Source organism: Pseudomonas sp. PsB (assembly GCF_043658375.1).
GTDB classification, from domain to species: Bacteria; Pseudomonadota; Gammaproteobacteria; order Pseudomonadales; family Pseudomonadaceae; genus Aquipseudomonas; species Aquipseudomonas putida_Z.
On record NZ_JBIGLU010000010.1, the window covers coordinates 84010 to 104407 of the forward strand.

19 protein-coding genes are annotated in these 20398 nt (G+C 66.4%); 17 read left to right on the forward strand and 2 right to left on the reverse strand.

Annotated elements, in window-relative coordinates; translation table 11 throughout:
- The first annotated feature begins 84 nt into the window (after positions 1-84).
- From mrdA to ACGLHT_RS14630, 9 genes are all read left to right on the forward strand, one after another.
- Entirely contained in the window at positions 85-1980 is a 1896-nt protein-coding gene (mrdA, locus tag ACGLHT_RS14590) for a penicillin-binding protein 2 (protein WP_274121154.1), read from the forward strand.
- A 399-nt stretch (positions 1981-2379) separates the two neighbouring features.
- The gene (gene msuE, locus ACGLHT_RS14595) at positions 2380-2940 is read left to right on the forward strand and encodes an FMN reductase (protein WP_025338724.1); all 561 of its coding nucleotides are present in this window, start codon (positions 2380-2382) and stop codon (positions 2938-2940) included.
- Between the two features lie 9 nt (positions 2941-2949).
- Positions 2950-4137: an acyl-CoA dehydrogenase family protein gene (locus ACGLHT_RS14600; RefSeq protein WP_085615236.1), complete on the forward strand. Its 1188-nt coding sequence runs from the start codon at positions 2950-2952 to the stop codon at positions 4135-4137.
- Positions 4138-4146: 9 nt separating this feature from the next.
- Positions 4147-5247: a sigma54-dependent transcriptional activator SfnR gene (gene sfnR, locus ACGLHT_RS14605; protein WP_274079035.1), complete on the forward strand. Its 1101-nt coding sequence runs from the start codon at positions 4147-4149 to the stop codon at positions 5245-5247.
- Between the two features lie 168 nt (positions 5248-5415).
- A complete protein-coding gene (locus tag ACGLHT_RS14610) occupies positions 5416-6135 on the forward strand; it encodes a hypothetical protein (RefSeq protein WP_394519617.1) in 720 nt (239 codons plus the stop codon).
- A gap of 161 nt (positions 6136-6296) precedes the next feature.
- Positions 6297-7616 (forward strand): FAD-binding oxidoreductase, encoded by a 1320-nt coding sequence (locus ACGLHT_RS14615; protein ID WP_274121153.1) that lies wholly within the window; start codon positions 6297-6299, stop codon positions 7614-7616.
- Between the two features lie 12 nt (positions 7617-7628).
- Positions 7629-8411, forward strand: a complete 783-nt coding sequence (locus ACGLHT_RS14620; protein WP_137163642.1) for an NAD(P)-binding domain-containing protein — start codon at positions 7629-7631, stop codon at positions 8409-8411.
- Between the two features lie 227 nt (positions 8412-8638).
- Positions 8639-9010, forward strand: coding sequence for a cupin domain-containing protein (locus ACGLHT_RS14625; protein ID WP_049866758.1), 372 nt, complete (start codon positions 8639-8641; stop codon positions 9008-9010).
- An 11-nt stretch (positions 9011-9021) separates the two neighbouring features.
- A complete protein-coding gene (locus ACGLHT_RS14630) occupies positions 9022-9363 on the forward strand; it encodes a RidA family protein (protein ID WP_137163640.1) in 342 nt (113 codons plus the stop codon).
- Between the two features lie 160 nt (positions 9364-9523).
- On the opposite strand, the gene ACGLHT_RS14635 is transcribed toward ACGLHT_RS14630, so the two are convergent.
- A complete protein-coding gene (locus tag ACGLHT_RS14635; RefSeq protein WP_025338715.1) occupies positions 9524-10597 on the reverse strand; it encodes a GlxA family transcriptional regulator in 1074 nt (357 codons plus the stop codon).
- Positions 10598-10797: 200 nt separating this feature from the next.
- On the opposite strand from ACGLHT_RS14635, the gene ACGLHT_RS14640 reads away from it, so the two are divergent.
- The 4 genes from ACGLHT_RS14640 (at position 10798) to ACGLHT_RS14655 (ending at position 15094) form a co-directional block, all read left to right on the forward strand.
- Positions 10798-12189: an FAD-binding oxidoreductase gene (locus ACGLHT_RS14640; RefSeq protein WP_137163638.1), complete on the forward strand. Its 1392-nt coding sequence runs from the start codon at positions 10798-10800 to the stop codon at positions 12187-12189.
- A 10-nt stretch (positions 12190-12199) separates the two neighbouring features.
- A complete protein-coding gene (locus tag ACGLHT_RS14645) occupies positions 12200-13168 on the forward strand; it encodes an NAD(P)-dependent oxidoreductase (RefSeq protein ID WP_025338713.1) in 969 nt (322 codons plus the stop codon).
- The gene (locus ACGLHT_RS14650) at positions 13165-14616 is read left to right on the forward strand and encodes an aldehyde dehydrogenase family protein (protein ID WP_137163637.1); all 1452 of its coding nucleotides are present in this window, start codon (positions 13165-13167) and stop codon (positions 14614-14616) included. Before ACGLHT_RS14645 ends, ACGLHT_RS14650 begins: the two co-directional genes overlap by 4 nt.
- A gap of 160 nt (positions 14617-14776) precedes the next feature.
- Complete coding sequence (locus tag ACGLHT_RS14655) at positions 14777-15094, forward strand: DUF2388 domain-containing protein (RefSeq protein WP_003260922.1); 318 nt, start codon at positions 14777-14779, stop codon at positions 15092-15094.
- 128 nt (positions 15095-15222) lie between these two features.
- Here ACGLHT_RS14655 and glcC read toward each other — a convergent pair whose 3' ends face one another.
- Positions 15223-15987, reverse strand: coding sequence for a transcriptional regulator GlcC (gene glcC / locus ACGLHT_RS14660; protein WP_274079032.1), 765 nt, complete (start codon positions 15985-15987; stop codon positions 15223-15225).
- A gap of 195 nt (positions 15988-16182) precedes the next feature.
- Between glcC and glcD the strand changes: the two genes are divergently transcribed.
- Genes glcD through ACGLHT_RS14680 form a run of 4 tightly spaced genes read left to right on the forward strand, consistent with a single transcriptional unit; the run spans position 16183 to position 20370 of the window.
- Entirely contained in the window at positions 16183-17682 is a 1500-nt protein-coding gene (glcD, locus tag ACGLHT_RS14665; protein WP_274120940.1) for a glycolate oxidase subunit GlcD, read from the forward strand.
- On the forward strand, positions 17682-18734 hold the full coding sequence (gene glcE / locus ACGLHT_RS14670) for a glycolate oxidase subunit GlcE (RefSeq protein ID WP_274120939.1): 1053 nt from the start codon (positions 17682-17684) through the stop codon (positions 18732-18734). Before glcD ends, glcE begins: the two co-directional genes overlap by 1 nt.
- A gap of 9 nt (positions 18735-18743) precedes the next feature.
- Complete coding sequence (gene glcF, locus ACGLHT_RS14675) at positions 18744-19979, forward strand: glycolate oxidase subunit GlcF (RefSeq protein WP_274120938.1); 1236 nt, start codon at positions 18744-18746, stop codon at positions 19977-19979.
- The gene (locus tag ACGLHT_RS14680; protein ID WP_274079029.1) at positions 19972-20370 is read left to right on the forward strand and encodes a heme-binding protein; all 399 of its coding nucleotides are present in this window, start codon (positions 19972-19974) and stop codon (positions 20368-20370) included. Before glcF ends, ACGLHT_RS14680 begins: the two co-directional genes overlap by 8 nt.
- Positions 20371-20398: the final 28 nt, after the last annotated feature.

Here is a 20398-nt window from a genome sequence, read left to right on the forward strand (position 1 = left end):
ATTCGCGGGCACGCCCGCTCCCACAGGCGCGTGCCCACAGCGCTCACACCTCACCCAGCCACACCATCAGCAGACAGAACCCCGATGCCGCAACCCATACCCCTCAAGGACCACGAAAAGGAAAAGCACCTGGTCAACCGCCGGCTTCTGGCCTGCGCCGCCCTGGTCTTCAGCCTGGTCGCCGTCCTGGTGGGCAGGCTCTATGTGCTGCAGGTGCTGCAGCACGACCAGCAGACCGCCGTATCGGAAAACAACCGCGTGCACGTGCTGCCCATCGCCCCTGAGCGCGGGCTGATCTACGACCGCAACGGCGTGGTGCTGGCCGACAACAAGCCCAGCTTCGACCTGACCATGACCCGCGAGCGGGCCGGCGGTGACACGGCCAAGGTGCTCGATACCCTGACCCAGGTGCTGAGCCTGACCGACGACGACCGCAAGCAGTTCGACAAGGACCTGCGCCGTGGCCGCAAGCCGTTCGAACCGGTGACCCTGATGGTCGGCCTGAGCGAAGAGCAGATCGCCCTGGTGGCGGTGAACCAGTTCCGCCTGCCAGGCCTGGAGGTGGAACCACAGTTCATCCGCGAGTACCCGCTGGCCGAGCATTTCGCCCACTCGGTGGGCTATGTGGGGCGCATCAACGAGAAAGAGGCCAAGACCCTCGACAGCACCGAATACCGGGGCACCCAGTCGATCGGCAAGACGGGCATCGAGCACTTCTACGAGAGCCAGCTGCACGGTCATGTGGGCTACGAGGAGGTCGAGACCAACGCCCAGGGCCGGGTGATGCGTGTGCTCAACCACAAGGCCCCGACCCCGGGCCAGGACATCGTCCTGACCCTGGACGCCCACCTGCAACTGGCCGCGGAAAAGGCCCTGGGTGACCGCCGCGGCTCGGTGGTGGTGCTCGACCCGGCCAATGGCGACGTGCTGGCGATGGTCAGCAACCCCAGCTTCGACCCCAACTTGTTCGTCAAGGGCATCAGCTTCAAACAGTACGCCGCCCTGCGCGATTCCATCGACCGCCCGCTGTTCAACCGCGTGCTGCGCGGCCTGTATGCGCCCGGTTCGACGGTGAAGCCGGAGGTGGCCATCGCCGGCCTCGACAGCGGCGTGATCACCCCGGGCAGCCGGGTGTTCGACCCGGGCTACTACGAGCTGCCCAACTACGACCACAAGTACCGCAACTGGAACCGCAGCGGCGATGGCTGGGTGGATATGTACACCGCCATCATGCGTTCCAACGACACCTACTTCTACGACCTGGCGCACAAGCTGGGCATCGACCGCCTGCACGACTACATGGCCGAGTTCGGCCTGGGCCAGAAGGTGTCGCTGGACATGTTCGAGGAGGCGTCCGGGCTGATGCCGTCGGCCGAGTGGAAGCGCGCCACCCGGCGCCAGGCCTGGTTCCCGGGCGAGACGCTGATCCTGGGCATCGGCCAGGGCTACATGCAGGTCACCCCGCTGCAGCTGGCCCAGGCCACTAGCCTGCTGGCGAGCAAGGGTGTGTGGCACCGCCCGCACCTGGCCATGACCGTGGGCGGCGATGCGCCGGTAGACCCCAACCCGATGCCCAATATCGTGCTGCACGACAGGCACGCCTGGGACCAGGTCAGCCAGGGCATGCAGATGGTCATGCACGACCCGCGCGGCATCGCCCGCGCAGCCGCGGCCGGTGCGCAATACCGGATTGCCGGCAAGAGCGGCACCGCGCAGGTGGTGGCGATCAAGCAGGGCGAACGCTACAACCGCGACAAGACCCTGGAGCGGCACCGCGACAATGCCCTGTTCGTCGGCTTTGCCCCGGCTGATCACCCGAGTGTGGTGGTGGCGGTGATGATCGAGAACGGTGAAGCCGGCGGGCGGGTGGCAGGACCGGTGGTGCGGGAGGTGATGGATGCCTATCTGCTGGATGAGCAGGGGCATCTGAAGCCGGAGTATGCGGGTGGGGTAGTGCCTCGGAGCGTGCCGCACACTTGAGACTTCTGGGGCCGCTTCGCAGCCCTTTCGCGACGCAAGGCCGCTCCCACAAGTTCAGTGTTGCGTCACAGGCAGCGCAAATCCTGTGGGAGCGGCCTTGTGTCGCGAAAGGGCTGCGAAGCGGCCCCAGCACATCAAAATCAAGATAAGGCATAAGAATATAAAATCTTATTCCTTTTTCATCATTCCGTAATCCTCTATAAATCCCCCAACTGCACAGCCGCCAACACTTGGCCAACTGTCTGCAGCGCAACACAAGATCAACAGGCAACGCCCACACGGCAACAGCGCCGCAACCATCAGAAAAGCGCTAACTAGTTGAAATAAAAGAACATTCAAACTCGGCACGACGATTGCTCAAGCAAAGTCCCCCGCTCAACCAGAACCGGAGACCTGCCCATGAGCACCCCACTGAACGTCGTAGCCCTGTCCGGCGGCACTGCCCGCCCTTCGCGCACCCTGGCCCTGACCGAGGCGATCCTCGCCGAACTGGCCCAGCACCTGCACATCAAGCCGCACCTAATCGAACTGGGCGAGATCGCCCGCCCGCTGGGCAGCGCCCTGTGGCGCAGCGAACTGCCCGAGGCCGTTGAACAGCAACTGCGCCTGGTGGAAAAAGCCGACCTGCTGGTGGTGACCACGCCGGTGTACCGCGGCAGCTTCACCGGCCACTTCAAGCACCTGTTCGACCTGATCGGCCAGGACGCCCTGGTCGACACCCCGGTGCTGCTCGCCGCCACCGGCGGCAGCGAGCGCCACGCGCTGGTGCTCGACCACCAGTTGCGCCCTCTGTTCAGCTTCCTGCAAGCCCTGACCCTGCCCATCGGCGTGTTCGCCAGCCAGGCGGAAATGGCCGACTACCGGGTGTCCAGCGCAGCCCTGGCCGCCCGTATCCGCCTGGCCGCCGAGCGCGCCGTGCCGCTGTTCGGCGCCCATCATGCGCTGCGCAAGAGCGCCTGAGGAGCGGCCATGAATGCACCTGTGAACACCCCCCGGCGCCCTGCCCTGGCCATCGCCCGCGAACTGGCCGGGCAGTTTGCCCAGACCGCCGTCGAGCGCGACGAGCGCGGCGGCACGCCAAAAGCCGAGCGCGACGCCCTGCGTGACAGCGGCCTGCTGTCGCTGGTGATCCCGCAGGCCTTCGGCGGCCAGGGCGCCAACTGGCACGACACCTTCGCGGTGGTGCGCGAGTTCGCCCGGGTCGACAGCTCCATCGCCCACGTGTTCGGCTTCCATCACCTGATGCTGGCCACCGTGCGCCTGTTCTCGCGCCCGGACCAATGGCAACCGTGGTTCGAGCAGACCGCCCGCAAGCAGTGGTTCTGGGGCAATGCCCTGAACCCGCTGGACACCCGCACCGTGGTCAAGCACTTCGATGGCTGGTGCGAGTTTTCCGGCAAAAAAAGCTTCTGCTCCGGCGCCAGCGATTCGGAAATGCTCATCGCCTCGGCGGTGGACGAACGTGCCGGCGGCAAGCTGCTGATCGCCGCCATCCCCAGTGGCCGCACCGGCATCAGCCTGCACAGTGACTGGAACAACATCGGCCAGCGCCAGACCGACAGCGGCAGCGCCACCTTCGAGCGGGTACGGGTGGAGCACAACGAACTGCTGCTCGACCCAGGCCCCCTGAGCACGCCGTTCGCCGCCCTGCGCCCGCTGATTGCCCAGTTGCACTTTGCCAACCTGTTCCTCGGCATCGCCGAGGGGGCGTTCGAGGAGGCCCGCCAGTACACGCTCAAGGAAAGCCGGCCGTGGTTCCGCTCCAGCGCCGCCAGCAGCGCCGAAGACCCATACGTGTTGCGCCATTACGGCGAGTTCTGGGTCGGCCTGGAGAGCGTGCGCCTGCTGATCGAGCGGGCCGCGCGCCAGCTCGATGCCGCCTGGGCCAGGGAGCACGCCCTCACGGCGCAAGAGCGCGGCGACCTGGCCCTGGCCATCGGCACCGCCAAGGTTGCCGCCAGCCGCCATGGCCTGGACATCTGCAACCGCCTGTTCGAGGTCACCGGCGCCCGCGCCACCCATGCTTCGCTACGCTTCGACCGGCACTGGCGCAACCTGCGCACGCAAACCCTGCACGACCCGGTGGACTACCGCATCCACGAACTCGGCGAGTGGGCCCTCAACGACAAGCGCCCTGCCCCATCCTTCTATTCCTGAGGATTGCCCATGCAACTGCTGACCCTCCCCCCGTCCCCGACACTGGCCACCTCGATCCGGGCCACCGCACAGGTTTTCGAAGACCCCAGGTCGCAGGCGCTGCTCGCCCACCTGCAACAGGTCGCCCCCAGCGAGGCCAGCGTGCTGATCATCGGTGAAACCGGCACGGGCAAGGAGCTGGTCGCACGCCACATCCACAACCTCAGCGGCCGGCGCAACGGCCCGTTCGTCGCGGTCAACTGCGGTGCCTTTTCCGAATCGCTGGTCGAGGCGGAGCTGTTCGGCCATGAAAAAGGCGCCTTCACTGGTGCCCTGGCGGCCAAGGCCGGCTGGTTCGAGGAGGCCAACGGCGGCACGCTGTTCCTCGACGAAATCGGCGACCTGCCGTTGCCGATCCAGGTCAAGCTGCTGCGCGTGCTGCAGGAGCGCGAAGTGGTGCGGCTGGGGTCGCGCAAGAGCATCCCGATCAATGTGCGGGTACTGGCGGCGACCAACGTGCAACTGGAAAAGGCCATCAACGCCGGGCATTTCCGCGAAGACCTGTACTACCGGCTGAACGTGGTGACCTTGCAGTTGCACCCGTTGCGCGACCGCCCGGGTGACATCCTGCCGCTGGCCCGGCACTTCATCCGCAGCTACAGCGACCGGCTGGGCTACGGGCCGGTGGAGCTGAGCGCCAAGGCCCAGGCCAAGCTGGTGGAATACAGTTGGCCGGGCAACATCCGCGAGCTGGAGAACGTGATTCACCACAGCTTGCTGACCTGTGGCGACGGTACGGTGCAGGCGCAAGACCTGCGCTTGTCCAACCTGCGTATCGAACGGCAGGAGGAAGAGCCTGCGGGCAATGGCGTTGAGGATCTGCTGCAGCGGGCGTTCAGCCGCTTTTTCGAAGAGCAGTCGGGTGACCTGTACGAGAAGGTGGAAAATGCCCTGCTGCGGTCGGCGTATCGGTTCTGCCATTACAACCAGGTGCATACCGCGCAGTTGCTGGGGTTGTCGCGCAACATCACCCGCACCCGGCTGATTGCGATCGGCGAGTTGGTGGTGAACAAGCGGCGGGGGCAGGAGCAGCAGGTGCTGGATAACCGGGTGGTGCGGTTGTCGATCTGAATGCTTGTAAACCTGTGCCGGCCCCTTCGCGGGTAAACCCGCTCCCACAGGGGCCGCGCCAAGCTTGAGATCGGCACAGTACCTGTGGGAGCGGGTTTACCCGCGAAAGGGCCGGCACAGGCACCCAAACTGCTAGTTCTGGTCGCCTCCGCGATCATCCCCAACATCATGGTCAGCCCCATCATCAGCGCCATGCCCTACACCGTGGGGCTCGCCCACGTCGTGATTCGCTTCGTGATTCGCCTCATGGTTGGCTTCGTGATTTGCTTCGTGGTTGGCCTCGTGGTCGGCGCCATCATCAGCACCATTGCGCCCGCGGCCATCATGCCCTGGGCCGCCATGCCCACCTCCATCGCCACTATGCCCGCTGCCACTGCCGCCGTGGCCACCACCCGAGCCACCGCCGCCGCTACCACCACCTCCACCGCCATGACCACCGCCGCCGCCACTACCACCGCCTCCACCGCCATGACCACCGCCGCCGCCACTACCACCGCCTCCACCGCCATGACCACCGCCACCACCACTACCACCACCTCCGCCGCCATGGCCACCACCACCGCCGCTGCCTCCGCCACCACCACCGTGACCACCACCGCCTCCGCCTCCGCCACCATCCTTCGCATACGCGCTGGAGGTACCGCCAATGGAGTCAGGCACCAACACGGCCGAAGCCGACAACACTGCACCGATAGCCAAAGCCAACAAGCATTTCCTGAGCATGATGAGCCTCCGCTTGGAGTAGCACCGGGTTGCACGACGCACCCTGTGATTTCCGGCCCCCCTTGGGGCAACCTGCAAACCAGCGCGGCCTTCCATCTGCAGCGGTTGAACGAGATCCTTCAGGGCCTGCCGGCCAAATATTTCAGGATGTTTCTTGATTTTTGAGCGTAGCCACGCCGCTGCGCTTGTCACCGACCGGTCATCAGAATGGCCGGCCCGACAGGGTCAATGCGCGCAGCCAGAACATCTTATTCCCCGTCCCTCCCGTCATAGTCCCCACCCGGACGCCAATGCCATAGTGGAGAAAACAACACGGATAAAATCCCATGTACAGAAACACCTCTACCCCCGCGGACGACAACGGTTGCGGCTGGTTCCACCTCAGCCCCGGGCGCCAGCCTCGCGCCGCGCACCGGGGGCGGAGCGAGGCGCGCTGGGTGGTGCTCGGGGCAGGCTTCACCGGCCTTGCCGCCGCGCGGCAACTGGCGCTGCATCACCCTGACGACGAGGTGATCCTGGTCGAAGCCCAGGAGGTTGGCTTTGGCGCCTCGGGGCGCAACTCCGGCTTTGCCATCGACCTGCCTCACGACATTGGTGCCGCCGACTACATCGGCGACCTGCCCACCGCGCGGATGAACCTCAAGCTCAACCTGCGCGCGCAGGCGATCCTGCGCGGGCTGATCAACCAGCACGGCATCGACTGCCAGATCCGCCCGGACGGCAAGTACCAGGCGGCGGTCGAAGACAAAGGCCTGGCCGTGCTCGAGGCGTACCGCAGCGGCCTGGAAAAACTCGGCCAGCCCTACCAGATGATCGACGCCCGCGACCTGCCCGAGCACTTCGGCACCGCGTTCTACCGCAAGGCACTGTACACCCCGGGCACCCAGCTGCTGCAACCGGCCGCCCTGGCCAAAGGCCTGGCCGACAGCCTGCCGGGTAACGTGACCCTGCACGAGCGCACCACCATCACCCACATCGAGCAGGGCCGGCGCATCACCCTCAAGCATGCCAACGGCGAGATCGTCGCCGACCAGCTGCTGCTGACCAACAACGCCTTCGCCTCGCACTTCGGCTTCCTGCCCGGCCGCCTGCTGCCGATCTTCACCTACGCCAGCATGACCCGCCCGCTGACCGAGGAAGAACAGGCGCGCCTGGGCGGCAAGGCCAGCTGGGGCATCATCCCCGCCGACCCGTTCGGCAGCACCCTGCGTCGTACCCCGGACCAGCGCCTGCTGGTACGCAACAGCTTCAGCTTCAACGCCGACGGCCGAGCCAACCCGCGCCACATTGCCCGCGCCGGGCGCCAGCATCGCGAGTCGTTCGAGCGACGCTTCCCGATGTTGTCGGGCATGCCATTCGAATACACCTGGGGCGGCTCGATGTGCCTGTCGCGCAACCACCTGTCGCACTTCGGCACCCTTGCCCCCAACGTGCATGCGGCGCTGTGCTGCAACGGCCTGGGTATTACCCGTGGCACCGCCACCGGCACCCTGCTGGCCGACTGGCTGAGCGGCGAGCGCGACGAACTGAGCGACTTTCTGCTCGGCTCGGCAGGCCCCAACCGCAACCCGCCGGAGCCGCTACTGAGCGTGGGCGTCAACCTCAACCTGCACTGGGGCCAGCGCCGCGCCGGCCTGGAAAGCTGACAAGGAGGCACTATGCATAGCCTGGGCATTCTCGGGGTCGGCGAGCTGACCGAAAAAGTGGTCATCGGCCTGCGCCGCAGTGGCTTCGACGGGCCCATCCTGCTGTCACCGCGCAATGCGCAACGGGCCGCCCTGCTGGCCCGGGAGCACGCTTGCGAAGTACTGGCGAGCAACCAGGCGGTGGTCGACCAGGCCGAGCTGGTGATCCTTGGCGTGCGCCCGCATTCGCTGGGCGAACTGGCAGGCGAAGTACGCCTGCGCCCCGGCCAGCGCCTGGTGTCACTGGCTGCCGGGGTGAGCCTTGGGCAACTAGCAAGCGCCTTCCCCGGCGCCCTCTGTGTGCGTGCGATGTTGTCGTATGCCGCGCAGTACAACCAGTCCACGGTGGTGGTCTGCCCGCCGGATGCGCTGACCACGCAATACCTCGGGCCACTGGGCAAGCTGGTAGTCCTGCGGGGTGAGCCCGAGTTCGAACTGGCCACGGTGGCAGCCTGCATGAATGGCTGGTTCTACTTCCTGCTGCACGACCTGCAACAGTGGCTGATGGACAAAGGCCTGCCGGCGGCCGAGGCACGCGCGCTGGTGCTGGGCAACCTGCAGGACTGCGTGGCCAGTGCCGGGCAGCAGCCAGGATACACGCTCAAGGCACTGGGGCAGGCCATTGCCACCCCCGGGACCTTTACCGCCGATGGGCTGGAGGTGCTGATGCATCAGCCGGTGAGTGCCACCTGGGGCGCGGCGTGCGAGGTGGTGCTGGATGGGTTGTTGACCCGGTCGCGGTTGGCTGAGCGATAGGTTTTCCTGCACCGGCCTCTTCGCGGGTAAACCCGCTCCCACAGGTTGATCAGTGCTGCTGAAGATAATGCAATTACCTGTGGGAGCGGGTTTACCCGCGAAAGGGCCAGCAGCCCCAGTAAAGAAACGGAAGTGTTCTACCCGCCCGACAGCAGCATCCCACGACCCGTCCCAGCCGTTATATGGCCCGCCATCAGGCCAGTGCGATAGTGCTGCGCAGTCCCTGCATGAACCAAAGGAACCCATACGTGAGCCAAGTCCTGACCGTAGTCCGCAACGCCCCCGCCTCCCCCCTGGGCACCCCGGCCCCTGCCCGCCTGCCGATCGGCGAACCCATCGCCCAGGCTGCCACCGCCCAGGACCAGACCGACCAGGCCGTCGGCGCCAGCATCGGTGTATGGGAAAGCAGCCCGGGGGTGTTCCGCCGTCACCTGAAAAACCGTGAATTCAGCCACATCGTCAGCGGCTGGTGCACCTTCACCCCCGACGGTGGCGAGCCGGTGGAGCTGCGCGCGGGCGACGCGGTGCTGTTCCCGGAAAACTGCGAGGGTGTGTGGGACATTCGCGAAACCCTGCGCAAGACCTACGTGCTGTTCTAAGGAAACTGTCGATGATCGAACGTATCAACCCCGGCCCACGGGCCAGCCAGATGGTGCTGGTGGATGGCCGCATCGAAACCTCGGGCATCGTCGCCCTGCAACCGGGCGACATCGCCGCGCAGACCCGCTGCGTACTGGCGCAACTGGAGCAGTGGCTGGCGCAGGTCGGTGCAGGCAAGGGCAACCTGACCCGCGTGCAGATCTGGCTGGCCGACATGGGCGAGTTTGCGGCGATGAACGAGGTGTATGACGCCTGGGTTGGCGATCAGCCGCCAGTGCGGGCTTGTGTAGGCGCGGCCCTGGCGACAGCGGATTACCGCATCGAGATCCAGGCCTTCGGCCAGCTCTCATAACCAGCGCGGTCCCTGTAGGAGCGGCCTTGTGTCGCGAAAGGGCTGCGCAGCAGCCCCGGCAATTTATGCATTTGCGCTGAAACCCTGGGGCTGCTGCGCAGCCCTTTCGCGACACAAGGCCGCTCCTACAGCGATCCACAGCAGGAAGAGCGCCAACCGCTCACAACTCCGGGTCCAGCCCCACCTTGTCACCGTGCCAGTCAAACCGCTCCACCTCATGCCGCCGCTTGCGGAAGCTGTACGGCGTCTCGCCATACTGCTTGCGGAACCACAGGATGAAGTGCGACGCATCGGAAAACCCGCACGCCAAGGCAATGGTGGTGATGTTCTGGCTGGTATTCACCAGCAACCGCCGGGCATGGTCCAGGCGCAGCTTGCGCCAGTAGTTGGCCGGCGGTTCCTGGGTATTGGCAACGAACTCGCGGTGCAACTGCCGGGGGTGGGTGCCCACCGCTTCGGCCACGGCCTTTAGCGTCATCGAGGCATCCAGGTTGGCCCGCATGAAGCTGATCGCCCGCTGCACCCTGTCGTTCTGGTACACGCATTCGCTGGCCGCCTTGCCCTCCTGCTCGTCGGCACGCTCGTCCACCAGCAGGTATTCCAACCCCTTCTGCGCCCGTACCGCACCGCAATGCCGGCGGATCAGGTTGGCTGCCAGGTCGATGGCGGTGCCACCCGGGCAGGTGATGATGCCGCGGTCATCCACATAGCTCTTGTCGATCACCGCCGTGGACAGCGGGAAGCGCTCCCTGAACTCATCGCGCAAGGTAAAATGCAGGGCGCAGCGCCGGCCATCCAGCAGCCCGGCCTTGCCCAGCACGAACGAGCCCGAACACAGGGCGATGATCGGGATATTCGCGGCATGCACCTCGCGCAGCGCATCCAGCAACCAGGCCGGCGGGTTGCGGGTTTCGTCCAGCAGGCCGCCGGCCAGCACGATGTAGTCGTACTGGGCGAACAGGTTCAGCGGCTTGGTCGGCGAAATGGGCATGCCGCAGCTGGCGGTGATCGGCTGGTCGTCGAGGGTCATCCAGTCCCACTGGCAAAACACCTGCTGGCTGCGGAACGACTTGTCGGCGGCAAAGCGCAGCGAGTCCACCAGCCCGGCCACCGGCACCAGGGTGAAGTGGTTCATCAGCACGAACCCCACCCGCAGTTCCGGCTTTACCTGCGCAGCGATGACAGGGGCATGCGCCGGTTCTTCCCGTTGTTCTATTTGTTGTTGAGCAACCATGGACGCAAGCCTCATGACGTTTGCAATAGCGCCATTCTAAAGTGCGCCCAGCGTCCGTCATATCATATGCATCCCCACAAATAGGAAATCCGTGACAAAAGGCGGCACCGTTCTATCAATTGTCATGACTGTAATATCGGCCCGCCGGCCCGGCTGAGCATCATGTGCCCACAAGACAAACATGCTCAGAGGCACCCCTCATGTACCGTGGATTCTGGTATGCCCAGGCGCTTGACCTGGACAGCGACCTCGCCCCTGCCCTGCAGGACTCGATTCAAGCCGACGTGTGCATCGTCGGCGGTGGCTTCCTTGGCCTGTGGTCGGCCATCCGCCTGAAAACGGCCCACCCGGAAAAAACCATCGTCATCGTCGAGCGCGACCGCTGCGGCTCCGGTGCCAGCGGGCGCAACGGGGGCGTGGCGACCAATTGGTGGGGCAAGTACCTGTCGGTGCGCACCATCTGCGGCGACGTCGAGGCTCGGCGCATCTGCCAGGCCGCCGAGTCGGCCATCGACGAGATCGGCAGCTTCTGCCAGGAACACGGTATCGACGCCCAGTACCGCAAGGACGGCTGGCTGTGGACCGCGACCAACCAGCGGCAGATGAACTCCTGGCGCGTGCTCACCGACGGCCTGCAGAAGCTCGACGTCAACCCGTTCCAGGAGCTGGACCGCCAGACCATCCGTGGCCGGGTCGGCTCGCCGCTGGTGCTGGGTGGCATCTACGACCCCAACGCCGCCACCGTGCAGCCGGCCATGCTGGCCCGCGGCCTGCGCCGCGTGGCGCTAAAGCTGGGCGTGCAGATTTTCGAGAAGTCGCCGTTCACCCACCTGGAACGCGGCAAGAACCCGGTGGTACACACCGCCAAGGGCCATGTGAAGGCCAACCACGTGGTACTGGCACTCAACGCCTGGGGCGCGCAGTTCCCCGAGCTGCGCCGGATGATCGCGATCATGTCCAGCGACATGGTCGCCACCGCGCCGGTCAAGGCCAAGCTCGACGCCATCGGCTTCAGCGGCGGCGAATGCATGACCGACTCGCGCACCGTGCTCAACTACTGGCGCAACACCCCGGACGGGCGCGTGGTGTTCGGCAAGCCGCTGGGCCAGTTCGCCTATGCCGGGCGCATCGGCAACCTGTATGAAAAGCCGTCGCCGGCCGCCGACAAGGTTGCCGCCGAACTGCGCCGCCTGTACCCGCAACTGCAGGACGTGCCCGTGGTCAGCAGCTGGACCGGGCCGATCGACCGGGCCATGAAAGGCTTGCCGAACTTCGGCTACCTCGACCATCACCAGACTGTCAGCTACGGCATCGGTTTTTCCGGCAACGGTGTGGCCACCACGGTGTTCGCCAGCCGCATCATCAAGTCGCTGGCCACCCATGCCAACGACGAATGGGCCAACTGTGGCCTGGTCAACCAGAAGATGAAACTGCTGCCGCCAGAGCCGTTCCGCTTCTTTGGCGCCCATATGGTGCGCGATGCACTGGTGCGCAAGGAGTCGCTGGAAGACCACGACCAGGACGCCGGTTTCATCACCCGCCAGCTGGTCGGCATGGCGCCCGCCGGCTACGTGCCCGCGCAGAAAAAATAAGGACAATACCGTGAGCGAACATATCGTCTTCCTCGACGACGAAGGCCTGGCGCCTTCCACCCGCCTCAAGCGCCCTGACTGCGAGCACAGCTGGCAGCAGTTTGCCTACACCCACCCCGACCAGGTGCTGGAGCACCTGCAGGACGCCACCGTGGCGCTGACCTGCAGCGTGCCGCTGCGTGAAGAGCACCTGCGCCAGCTGCCCAGGCTGAAGATGATCTCGCTGGCCCTCACCGGCCGCGACATCGTCGATGTCGCCTACTGCGAGGCCCACGGCATCGAGGTGTCGAGCGTGCCGGGCTATGCCGCCAACACGGTGGCCGAACACAGCCTGGCGATGATCCTCGAACTGTTCCGCCGCCCGGCCGCGTTCACCCGCCTGATGCGCCAGGTGCATGCCGGCGACAAGCCGCACCAGAACATCTACTTCAACCACCGCATCCGCGATGTGCGCGACAAGCAGCTGGCGATCATCGGCAGCGGCCCGATCGCCCTGCGCCTGGCGCACCTGGCGCGGGCGTTCGGCATGCAGGTGCTGTTCGAGGACCGTGGCGGCAAGCGCAAGGGCCCCGACTGCCGGCCGCTGGCCGAACTGCTGAAAAGCTGCGATGTGCTGTCGATCAACTGCCCGCTCACGCCCGAAACCTACAACCTGATCGACGCCGGGCAACTGGCGTTGATGAAGCCCGATGCCTTGGTGATCAACACTGGCCGTGGTGGCGTGGTCAACGAAGCGGCGCTGATCCAGGCACTGCAGCAAGGTCGCCTGGGCGGCGTGGCACTGGATGTGGTCGAGGTAGAGCCGCTGCACCCGAGCAACCCGTTGTTCCAGCTGATCGACCGCGATGACTTCCTGCTCAACCCGCACATCGCCTGGAGCAGCGAAGACGCCATGCAACAGTTGATGGACAGCGCCGTGGACAACATCAGCGACTTTGTCGCCCGCCAGGTTTCTGAAAAAAGGATTCGCACCGCATGACCCTCGTGACCAAGAGTAGCTACGTCGATGGCGCCTTCATCCCCCTGGGCAGCAGCGCCGACATCCTGGAGAACCGCAACCCGTCCCACCCGGGTGAAGTGGTCGAACGCTTCGAGCGCGCCGACCAGGTGCTGACCGAACAGGCCATCGCCGCTGCCCGCCGGGCGCAGCCGGCCTGGGCGCGCAGCAACCCGCAGCAGCGCGCTGACGCGCTGGACTTCATCGGCACGGAAATCCTCGCCCGCCGCGAGGAGCTGGCCACGCTGCTGGCTCGCGAAGAAGGCAAGGTGGTGCGCGAAGCCCTGGGCGAAGTGGACCGGGCCGGGCGCTCGTTCAAGTTCTACGCCCAGGAAGCCCTGCGCGCCGAAGGCGAGAAGTACCAGTCGGTGCGCCAGGACGTGGCCATCGATGTGTTCAGCCAACCGCTGGGCGTGGTCGGCATCATCGCGCCGTGGAACTTCCCCATCGCCATCCCGGCGTGGAAGATCGCCCCGGCGCTGTGTTTTGGCAACTGCGTGGTGTTCAAGCCGGCCGAACTGGTGCCGTCCTCGGCCTGGGCCCTGGCCGAAATCATTTCCCGCGCCGGGTTGCCGGCGGGCGTGTTCAACATGCTGATCGGCCCGGGGCGCAGCGTGGGCGACACGATCATCCGCTCGCCACTGGTCGATGGCATCAGTTTCACCGGCTCCGAGCACACCGGCCGGCAGATCGCCCGGCTGGCGGCCGAAGGCATGAAGAAGGTGCAACTGGAGATGGGCGGCAAGAACCCGCTGATCGTGCTGGATGACGCCGACCTGGAGCAGGCGGTGGAGGTGGCGCTGAACGGCTCGTTCTACAGTACCGGCCAGCGCTGCACGGCCAGCTCGCGGGTAATCGTGACCGCAGGCATTCATGACGCCTTCGTCGCGCGCCTGGCCGAGCGTACCCGCGCGCTGCAGGTGGGCGATGCGCTGCAAGCCGGCACCGACATCGGCCCGGTGGTCGACAGCCGGCAACTGGAGCAGAACCTGTCGTACGTGGCCGCCGGCCTTGAACAGGGCGCGAAGCTGGTGTGCGGTGGCGAGCGCATCGACAACCCGGCGGGGGCGTATTTCTTCACCCCGGCGCTGTTCACCGAAGTGACCGCGGACATGCGCATCTACCGCGAGGAGATTTTCGGGCCGGTGCTGAGCGTGCTCAAGGTGCGTGATTACGAGGAAGCCTTCATCGCCGCCGAGGACACCGCCTTTGGCCTGTCTGCCGGGATCGTCACCACCTCGCTGCGCCATGCCGAGCATTTCAAGCGCAACAGTTCGGCGGGGATGGTGATGGTCAACCTGCCTACGGCCGGGGTGGATTACCACGTGCCGTTTGGTGGGAATGGGGCATCGAGCCTGGGCTCGCGGGAACAAGGCACGCATGCGCGGCAGTTCTTTACCCGGGTGAAGACTACTTACCAGTTGGCCTGAGCGGGCCCTGGGGGCCGCTTTGCGGCCCATCGCGACACAAGGCCGCTCCTACAAGGGGCCGCGATCTCCAGAACGAACAAGGGAACTACCACCCCACCTGCGCTTTCTTAAACACTGAGTGGTTCAATTACTTGGGCTTCATGCTACTGGAGATCACACCATGCGCCACCTACTCCTCGCCCCTGCGCTGCTGCTCCTGCTGCCTGCCGGTGCTGCCCTGGCTGACGTCGACGCAGGCGACGTCGCAACCTCGGCCGGTGTTTCCGCCTCGCTTTACTCGACCTTCAAGGACGACAAACGGATCATCCCGGCGCGTGACGAGCTTTCGGCCTACGTCGCCAGCGGTGGTGCAATCCGTGGCGCCTATGTGGAGTCGGCGCTGGAACAAGCCCGCAAGGACAACCCGGGCCTGCAGGCCAATGATGAAGAACTGGCCCGGGCCCTCCTCTCGCAGGATGACCGCATAGCCGATCATTGATTGAGGTAATCCTGCACCGGCCTCTTCGCGGGTAAACCCGCTCCCACAGGAACCGCACCGACCTCAAACCCAGTGCGGTCCCCTGTGGGAGCGGGTTTACCCGCGAAAGGGCCGGCACAGGCAAAACCTCAACCCCAGCCATCCATGCGCATGGTAGCCCTTACCAGCCGCTGCTCTTCCTGCTCGATCTCCCGCAAACTGTCGCAAATCCCGTTGATATGTTCGCGCGCCGCGCGCTGCGCCTGCTCAGGCAACTGCTCCATTACCGCGTGATACAACCGCGCATGCTGGCGGTCGATCTGGCGCTTCTGCGCCGGTCGGCAATACAGGTTGTTGACCGAAGCGAACACCGTGCTCAAGGTCAGGTCACTCAGCGATTGTAAGGTATGCACCAGCACCGGGTTGTGCGACGCCTCGCTGATCGCCCGGTGAAAGGCATGGTCGCGGCGGGCATGTTCACGGGCATCGATCGCTTCGGGGGTTTCGTGCGCAGCCAGCATTTCTTCATAGCGCCGACGGATCAGCAAACGGTCGACCTCGGTGGCCCGCAGCGCCGCCAGGCGCGCCGATTCGGCTTCCAGCAACGCCCGCACTTCCAGCAGGTCGAACAGCGTACGCGGCTGCGAGCCGAACAGGTGCATCAACGGCGTGGCACCCGCATGGCCCGTCAGGTCGGCAACGAACGAGCCCCGCCCCTGCTCGGTGTCGATGATGCCGCGCCCGCGCAGGATGCGCAGGCCTTCACGCAGCGCCGAGCGCGAGCAGCCCAGCTTGTCCACCAGGCGCCGCTCCGACGGCAGGGCCTGGCCCACCTTGAGCACGCCTTCGACGATCAGCCGCTCGACCCGTTCGGCCACCTGGTCGGCGACCTTGGCCTTGCCTTCAGTACCCACTGCGTACCCTCCTGCTGGTAGGACCACTTCGACCACCTGCCTCAATCTAGCCAGGCAAAGCCGTCAATAACCAGTACCCGTCGCAAAAACTGGTAGGACCAGTTCACCCCGTACTCGACCCGGGCGGCGGCCACGCGCAGGCTGCAAGGGTGAGCGCTTTGCCAACAACAACAAAAACCGTTGCCGAGTGAGCCGATGAATATCCTGTATGACGAACGCGTCGATGGCGCGCTGCCCGACGTGGACCGGGTGGCGCTGCTGCAGGCGCTGCGCGCTGCCCTGCCGGACCTCGAGATCCTGCACCGCGAGGAAGACCTCAAGCCCTATGAATGCGACGGCCTCTCGGCCTACCGCACGGTGCCGCTGCTGGTGGTGCTGCCCGAGCGCCTGGAGCAGGTGCAGGCGCTGCTCAGGCTTTGCCACCAGCGTGGTGTGCCGGTGGTGGCACGCGGCGCCGGTACCGGCCTGTCGGGCGGCGCCCTGCCACTGGCCAAAGGCATCCTGCTGGTAATGGCGCGGTTCAACCGCATTCTCGAAGTCAACCCGCAGGGCCGCTTCGCCCGTGTGCAGCCCGGCGTGCGCAACCTGGCCATCTCCCAGGCGGCCGCGCCCCACGGCCTGTACTATGCGCCGGACCCGTCCTCGCAGATTGCCTGCTCCATCGGCGGCAATGTCGCCGAGAACGCCGGTGGCGTGCACTGCCTCAAGTACGGCCTGACCGTGCACAACCTGCTCAAGGTGGAAATCCTCGCGGTCGAGGGCGAACGCCTGACCCTCGGCAGCGATGCCCTGGACAGCCCCGGTTTCGACCTGCTGGCACTGTTCACCGGCTCCGAAGGCATGCTCGGCATCGTCACCGAAGTCACCGTCAAGCTGCTGCCCAAGCCCCAGGTGGCGCGGGTGCTGCTGGCCAGCTTCGACAGCGTCGAGGACGCCGGCCGGGCAGTGGCCGAGATCATCGCTGCCGGGATCATCCCCGGCGGCCTGGAGATGATGGACAACCTGGCGATCCGCGCCGCCGAGGACTTCATCCATGCCGGCTACCCGGTGGACGCGGCGGCCATCCTGCTGTGCGAGCTGGATGGCGTCGAGGCCGATGTGCACGACGACTGCGAACGGGTCGCCGCCGTGCTGGCCGAGGCCGGCGCGCGTGAAGTGCGGCTGGCCTGCGACGAGGCCGAGCGCGTGCGCTTCTGGGCCGGGCGCAAGAACGCCTTCCCGGCGGTGGGGCGCATCTCCCCGGACTACTACTGCATGGACGGCACCATCCCGCGCCGCGAACTGCCACGCGTGCTCAAGGGCATCAGCGAACTGTCAGGCGAATACGGCCTGCGCGTGGCCAACGTGTTCCACGCTGGCGACGGCAACATGCACCCACTGATCCTGTTCGATGCCAACCTGCCAGGCGAGCTGGAACGTGCCGAAGCCATCGGCGGCAAGATCCTCGAACTGTGCGTGGCCGTGGGCGGCAGCATCACCGGCGAGCACGGTGTGGGGCGCGAGAAGATCAACCAGATGTGCGCACAGTTCAACAGCGACGAAATCACGCTGTTCCATGCGGTCAAGGCCGCCTTCGACCCACAGGGCCTGCTCAACCCCGGCAAGAACATCCCCACCCTGCACCGCTGCGCCGAATTCGGCGCCATGCACGTGCACCATGGGCAATTGCCCTTCCCCGAACTGGAGCGTTTCTGATGAGCATGGACCGCGACATCAGCCAGGCCCTGCTGGAGCAGGTCAACCAGGCGCTGAACCAGGCCACGCCGCTGCGTATCCAGGGTGGCAACAGCAAGGCCATGCTCGGCTGCCCGGTGACCGGCGAGGTGCTCGACACCCGCAGCCACCGCGGCATCGTCAGCTACGACCCGACCGAACTGGTGCTGACTGCCCGCGCCGGCACGCCGCTGCGCGAGATCGAGGCGGCGCTGCACGAGGCTGGCCAGATGCTGCCCTGCGAACCACCGCACCTGGGCCCCGACGCCACCCTGGGTGGCATGGTCGCGGCCGGGCTGTCCGGCCCAAGGCGGCCGTGGGCCGGGTCGGTGCGTGACTATGTGCTGGGCACGCGGGTGATCACCGGCCACGGCAAGCTGTTGCGCTTTGGTGGCGAAGTGATGAAGAACGTTGCCGGCTACGACGTGTCGCGGCTGATGGCGGGCAGCTTCGGCTGCCTCGGGCTGCTGACCGAGGTGTCGCTGAAAGTGCTGCCACGCCCGCGCCAGTGCCTCAGCCTGCGCCTGCCGATGGGCCGCCACCAGGCGCTGGCGGAGCTGGCTGAATGGGGCCAGCAGCCGCTGCCGATCAGCGCGGCCTGCCATGACGGCGACGCGCTGTACCTGCGCCTGGAAGGCGGCGAAGGCTCGGTGCAGTCGGCACGCCAGCGCCTGGGCGGCGAGGCACTGGACAGCAGCTTCTGGAGCGACCTGCGCGAGCAGCGCCTGGCGTTCTTTACCGGCCCCGCGCCGCTGTGGCGCCTGTCCGTGCCCAACGCCACCGGCGAGCTGGAGCTGCCCGGCCAGCAGCTGATCGACTGGGGTGGCGCGCAGCGCTGGCTCAAGTCCACGGCACCGGCGCAAGAGATCCGCGAGCAGGTCGCCAAGGTCGGCGGCCACGCCACCTGCCATGCCCCTGGCGCTGCCAGCAGCCCACCGCTGCCCGCCGCGCTGATGCGCTACCACCGTGCGCTCAAGCAGCAACTCGACCCCCAGGGGGTGTTCAACCCTGGCCGTCTGTACCCGGACCTGTGAGGCCAGACCATGCAAACCAACCTGAGCGAAACCGCCCGGCAACTGGCCCGCGCCGACGAGGCCGAAAGCATCCTGCGCTCCTGCGTGCACTGTGGTTTCTGCACCGCCACGTGCCCCACCTACCAGCTGCTGGGCGATGAACTGGACGGTCCACGCGGGCGCATCTACCTGATCAAGCAGATGCTCGAAGGCGCGCCGATCACCGCCAGCACCCAGTTGCATCTGGATCGCTGCCTGACCTGCCGCAACTGTGAAACCACCTGCCCTTCCGGGGTGAAGTACCACGACCTGCTGGACATCGGCCGCGCCGTGGTCGAACAGCAGGTGCCACGCCCGCTCGGCCAGCGCCTGCTGCGCCAGGGCCTGCGTGCAGTGGTGCCACGCCCGGCGCTGTTCAAGGCCCTGACCCGCAGCGGCCAGGCCCTGCGCCCGCTGCTGCCGGCCACGCTCAAGCGCAAGCTGCCGGCGCGGGTCACCGCCCCCGGCCAACGCCCCGCACCGCGCCATGCGCGGCGGGTGCTGATGCTGGAAGGCTGCGTGCAACCGGCCCTGTCGCCCAACACCAATGCTGCCGCCGCACGCCTGCTGGACCGCCTGGGCATCAGCGTGGTGCCGATCCGGCAGGCCGGCTGCTGTGGCGCGGTGGACTATCACCTCAATGCCCAGGAACAAGGCCTGCAACGGGCGCGGCGCAATATCGATGCCTGGTGGCCAGCCATCGAAGCCGGCGCCGAGGCCATCGTGCAAACCGCCAGCGGCTGCGGCGCTTTCGTGCGTGACTACGGCCACCTGCTGGAAATGGACCCGCGCTACGCCGCCAAGGCCGCACGGGTCAGCGCCCTGTCCCGCGACCTGGTGGAGGTGCTGCGCGACGAGCCGGTCGAGCAACTGGGCCTGTGCGCCGAACAGCGCCTGGCCTTCCATTGCCCATGCACCCTGCAGCACGCGCTGAAGCTGGGGGGGGCGGTGGAGGCCTTGCTGACACGCCTGGGCTTTACCCTGACCCCGGTACCGGACGGCCACCTGTGCTGCGGCTCGGCCGGCACCTATTCGCTGACCCAGCCCGAGCTGTCGCTACAACTGCGCGACAACCGCCTCAACGCCCTGGAAAGCGGCAAACCGCAAGTCATCGCCACCGCCAACATCGGCTGCCAGGCCCACCTCGACGGGGCCGGGCGCACACCGGTGCGGCACTGGATCGAAATCGTCGAAGCAGCCTTGAACCCGGAGAACCACCATGCATAGCAAGTCCGTGATCGGCCAGGCCGAAGTCGCCCGCGTGCTGACCGCCGCCCGCCAGCAAGCCCAGGCGCAACAATGGAACGTGACCATCGCCGTGGTCGACGACGGCGGCCACCCGCTGGCCCTGGAGCGCCTGGACGGCTGCGCGCCGGCCAGCGCCTACATCGCGATGGAAAAGGCCCGCACTGCCGCGCTGGGGCGCAAGGAGACGCGGGATTACGAGGAGATGGTCAATGGTGGCCGTACCGCTTTCGTCACCGCGCCGCTGCTGACCAGCCTGGAAGGTGGCGTGCCGCTGCGGATGGATGGGCAGGTGGTGGGAGCGATCGGCGTGTCCGGGGTCAAGGCCGAGCAGGATGCCCAGGTGGCCAAGGCCGGGGCGGCTGCCCTCTGAATCCTGTGCCGGCCTCTTCGCGGGTAAA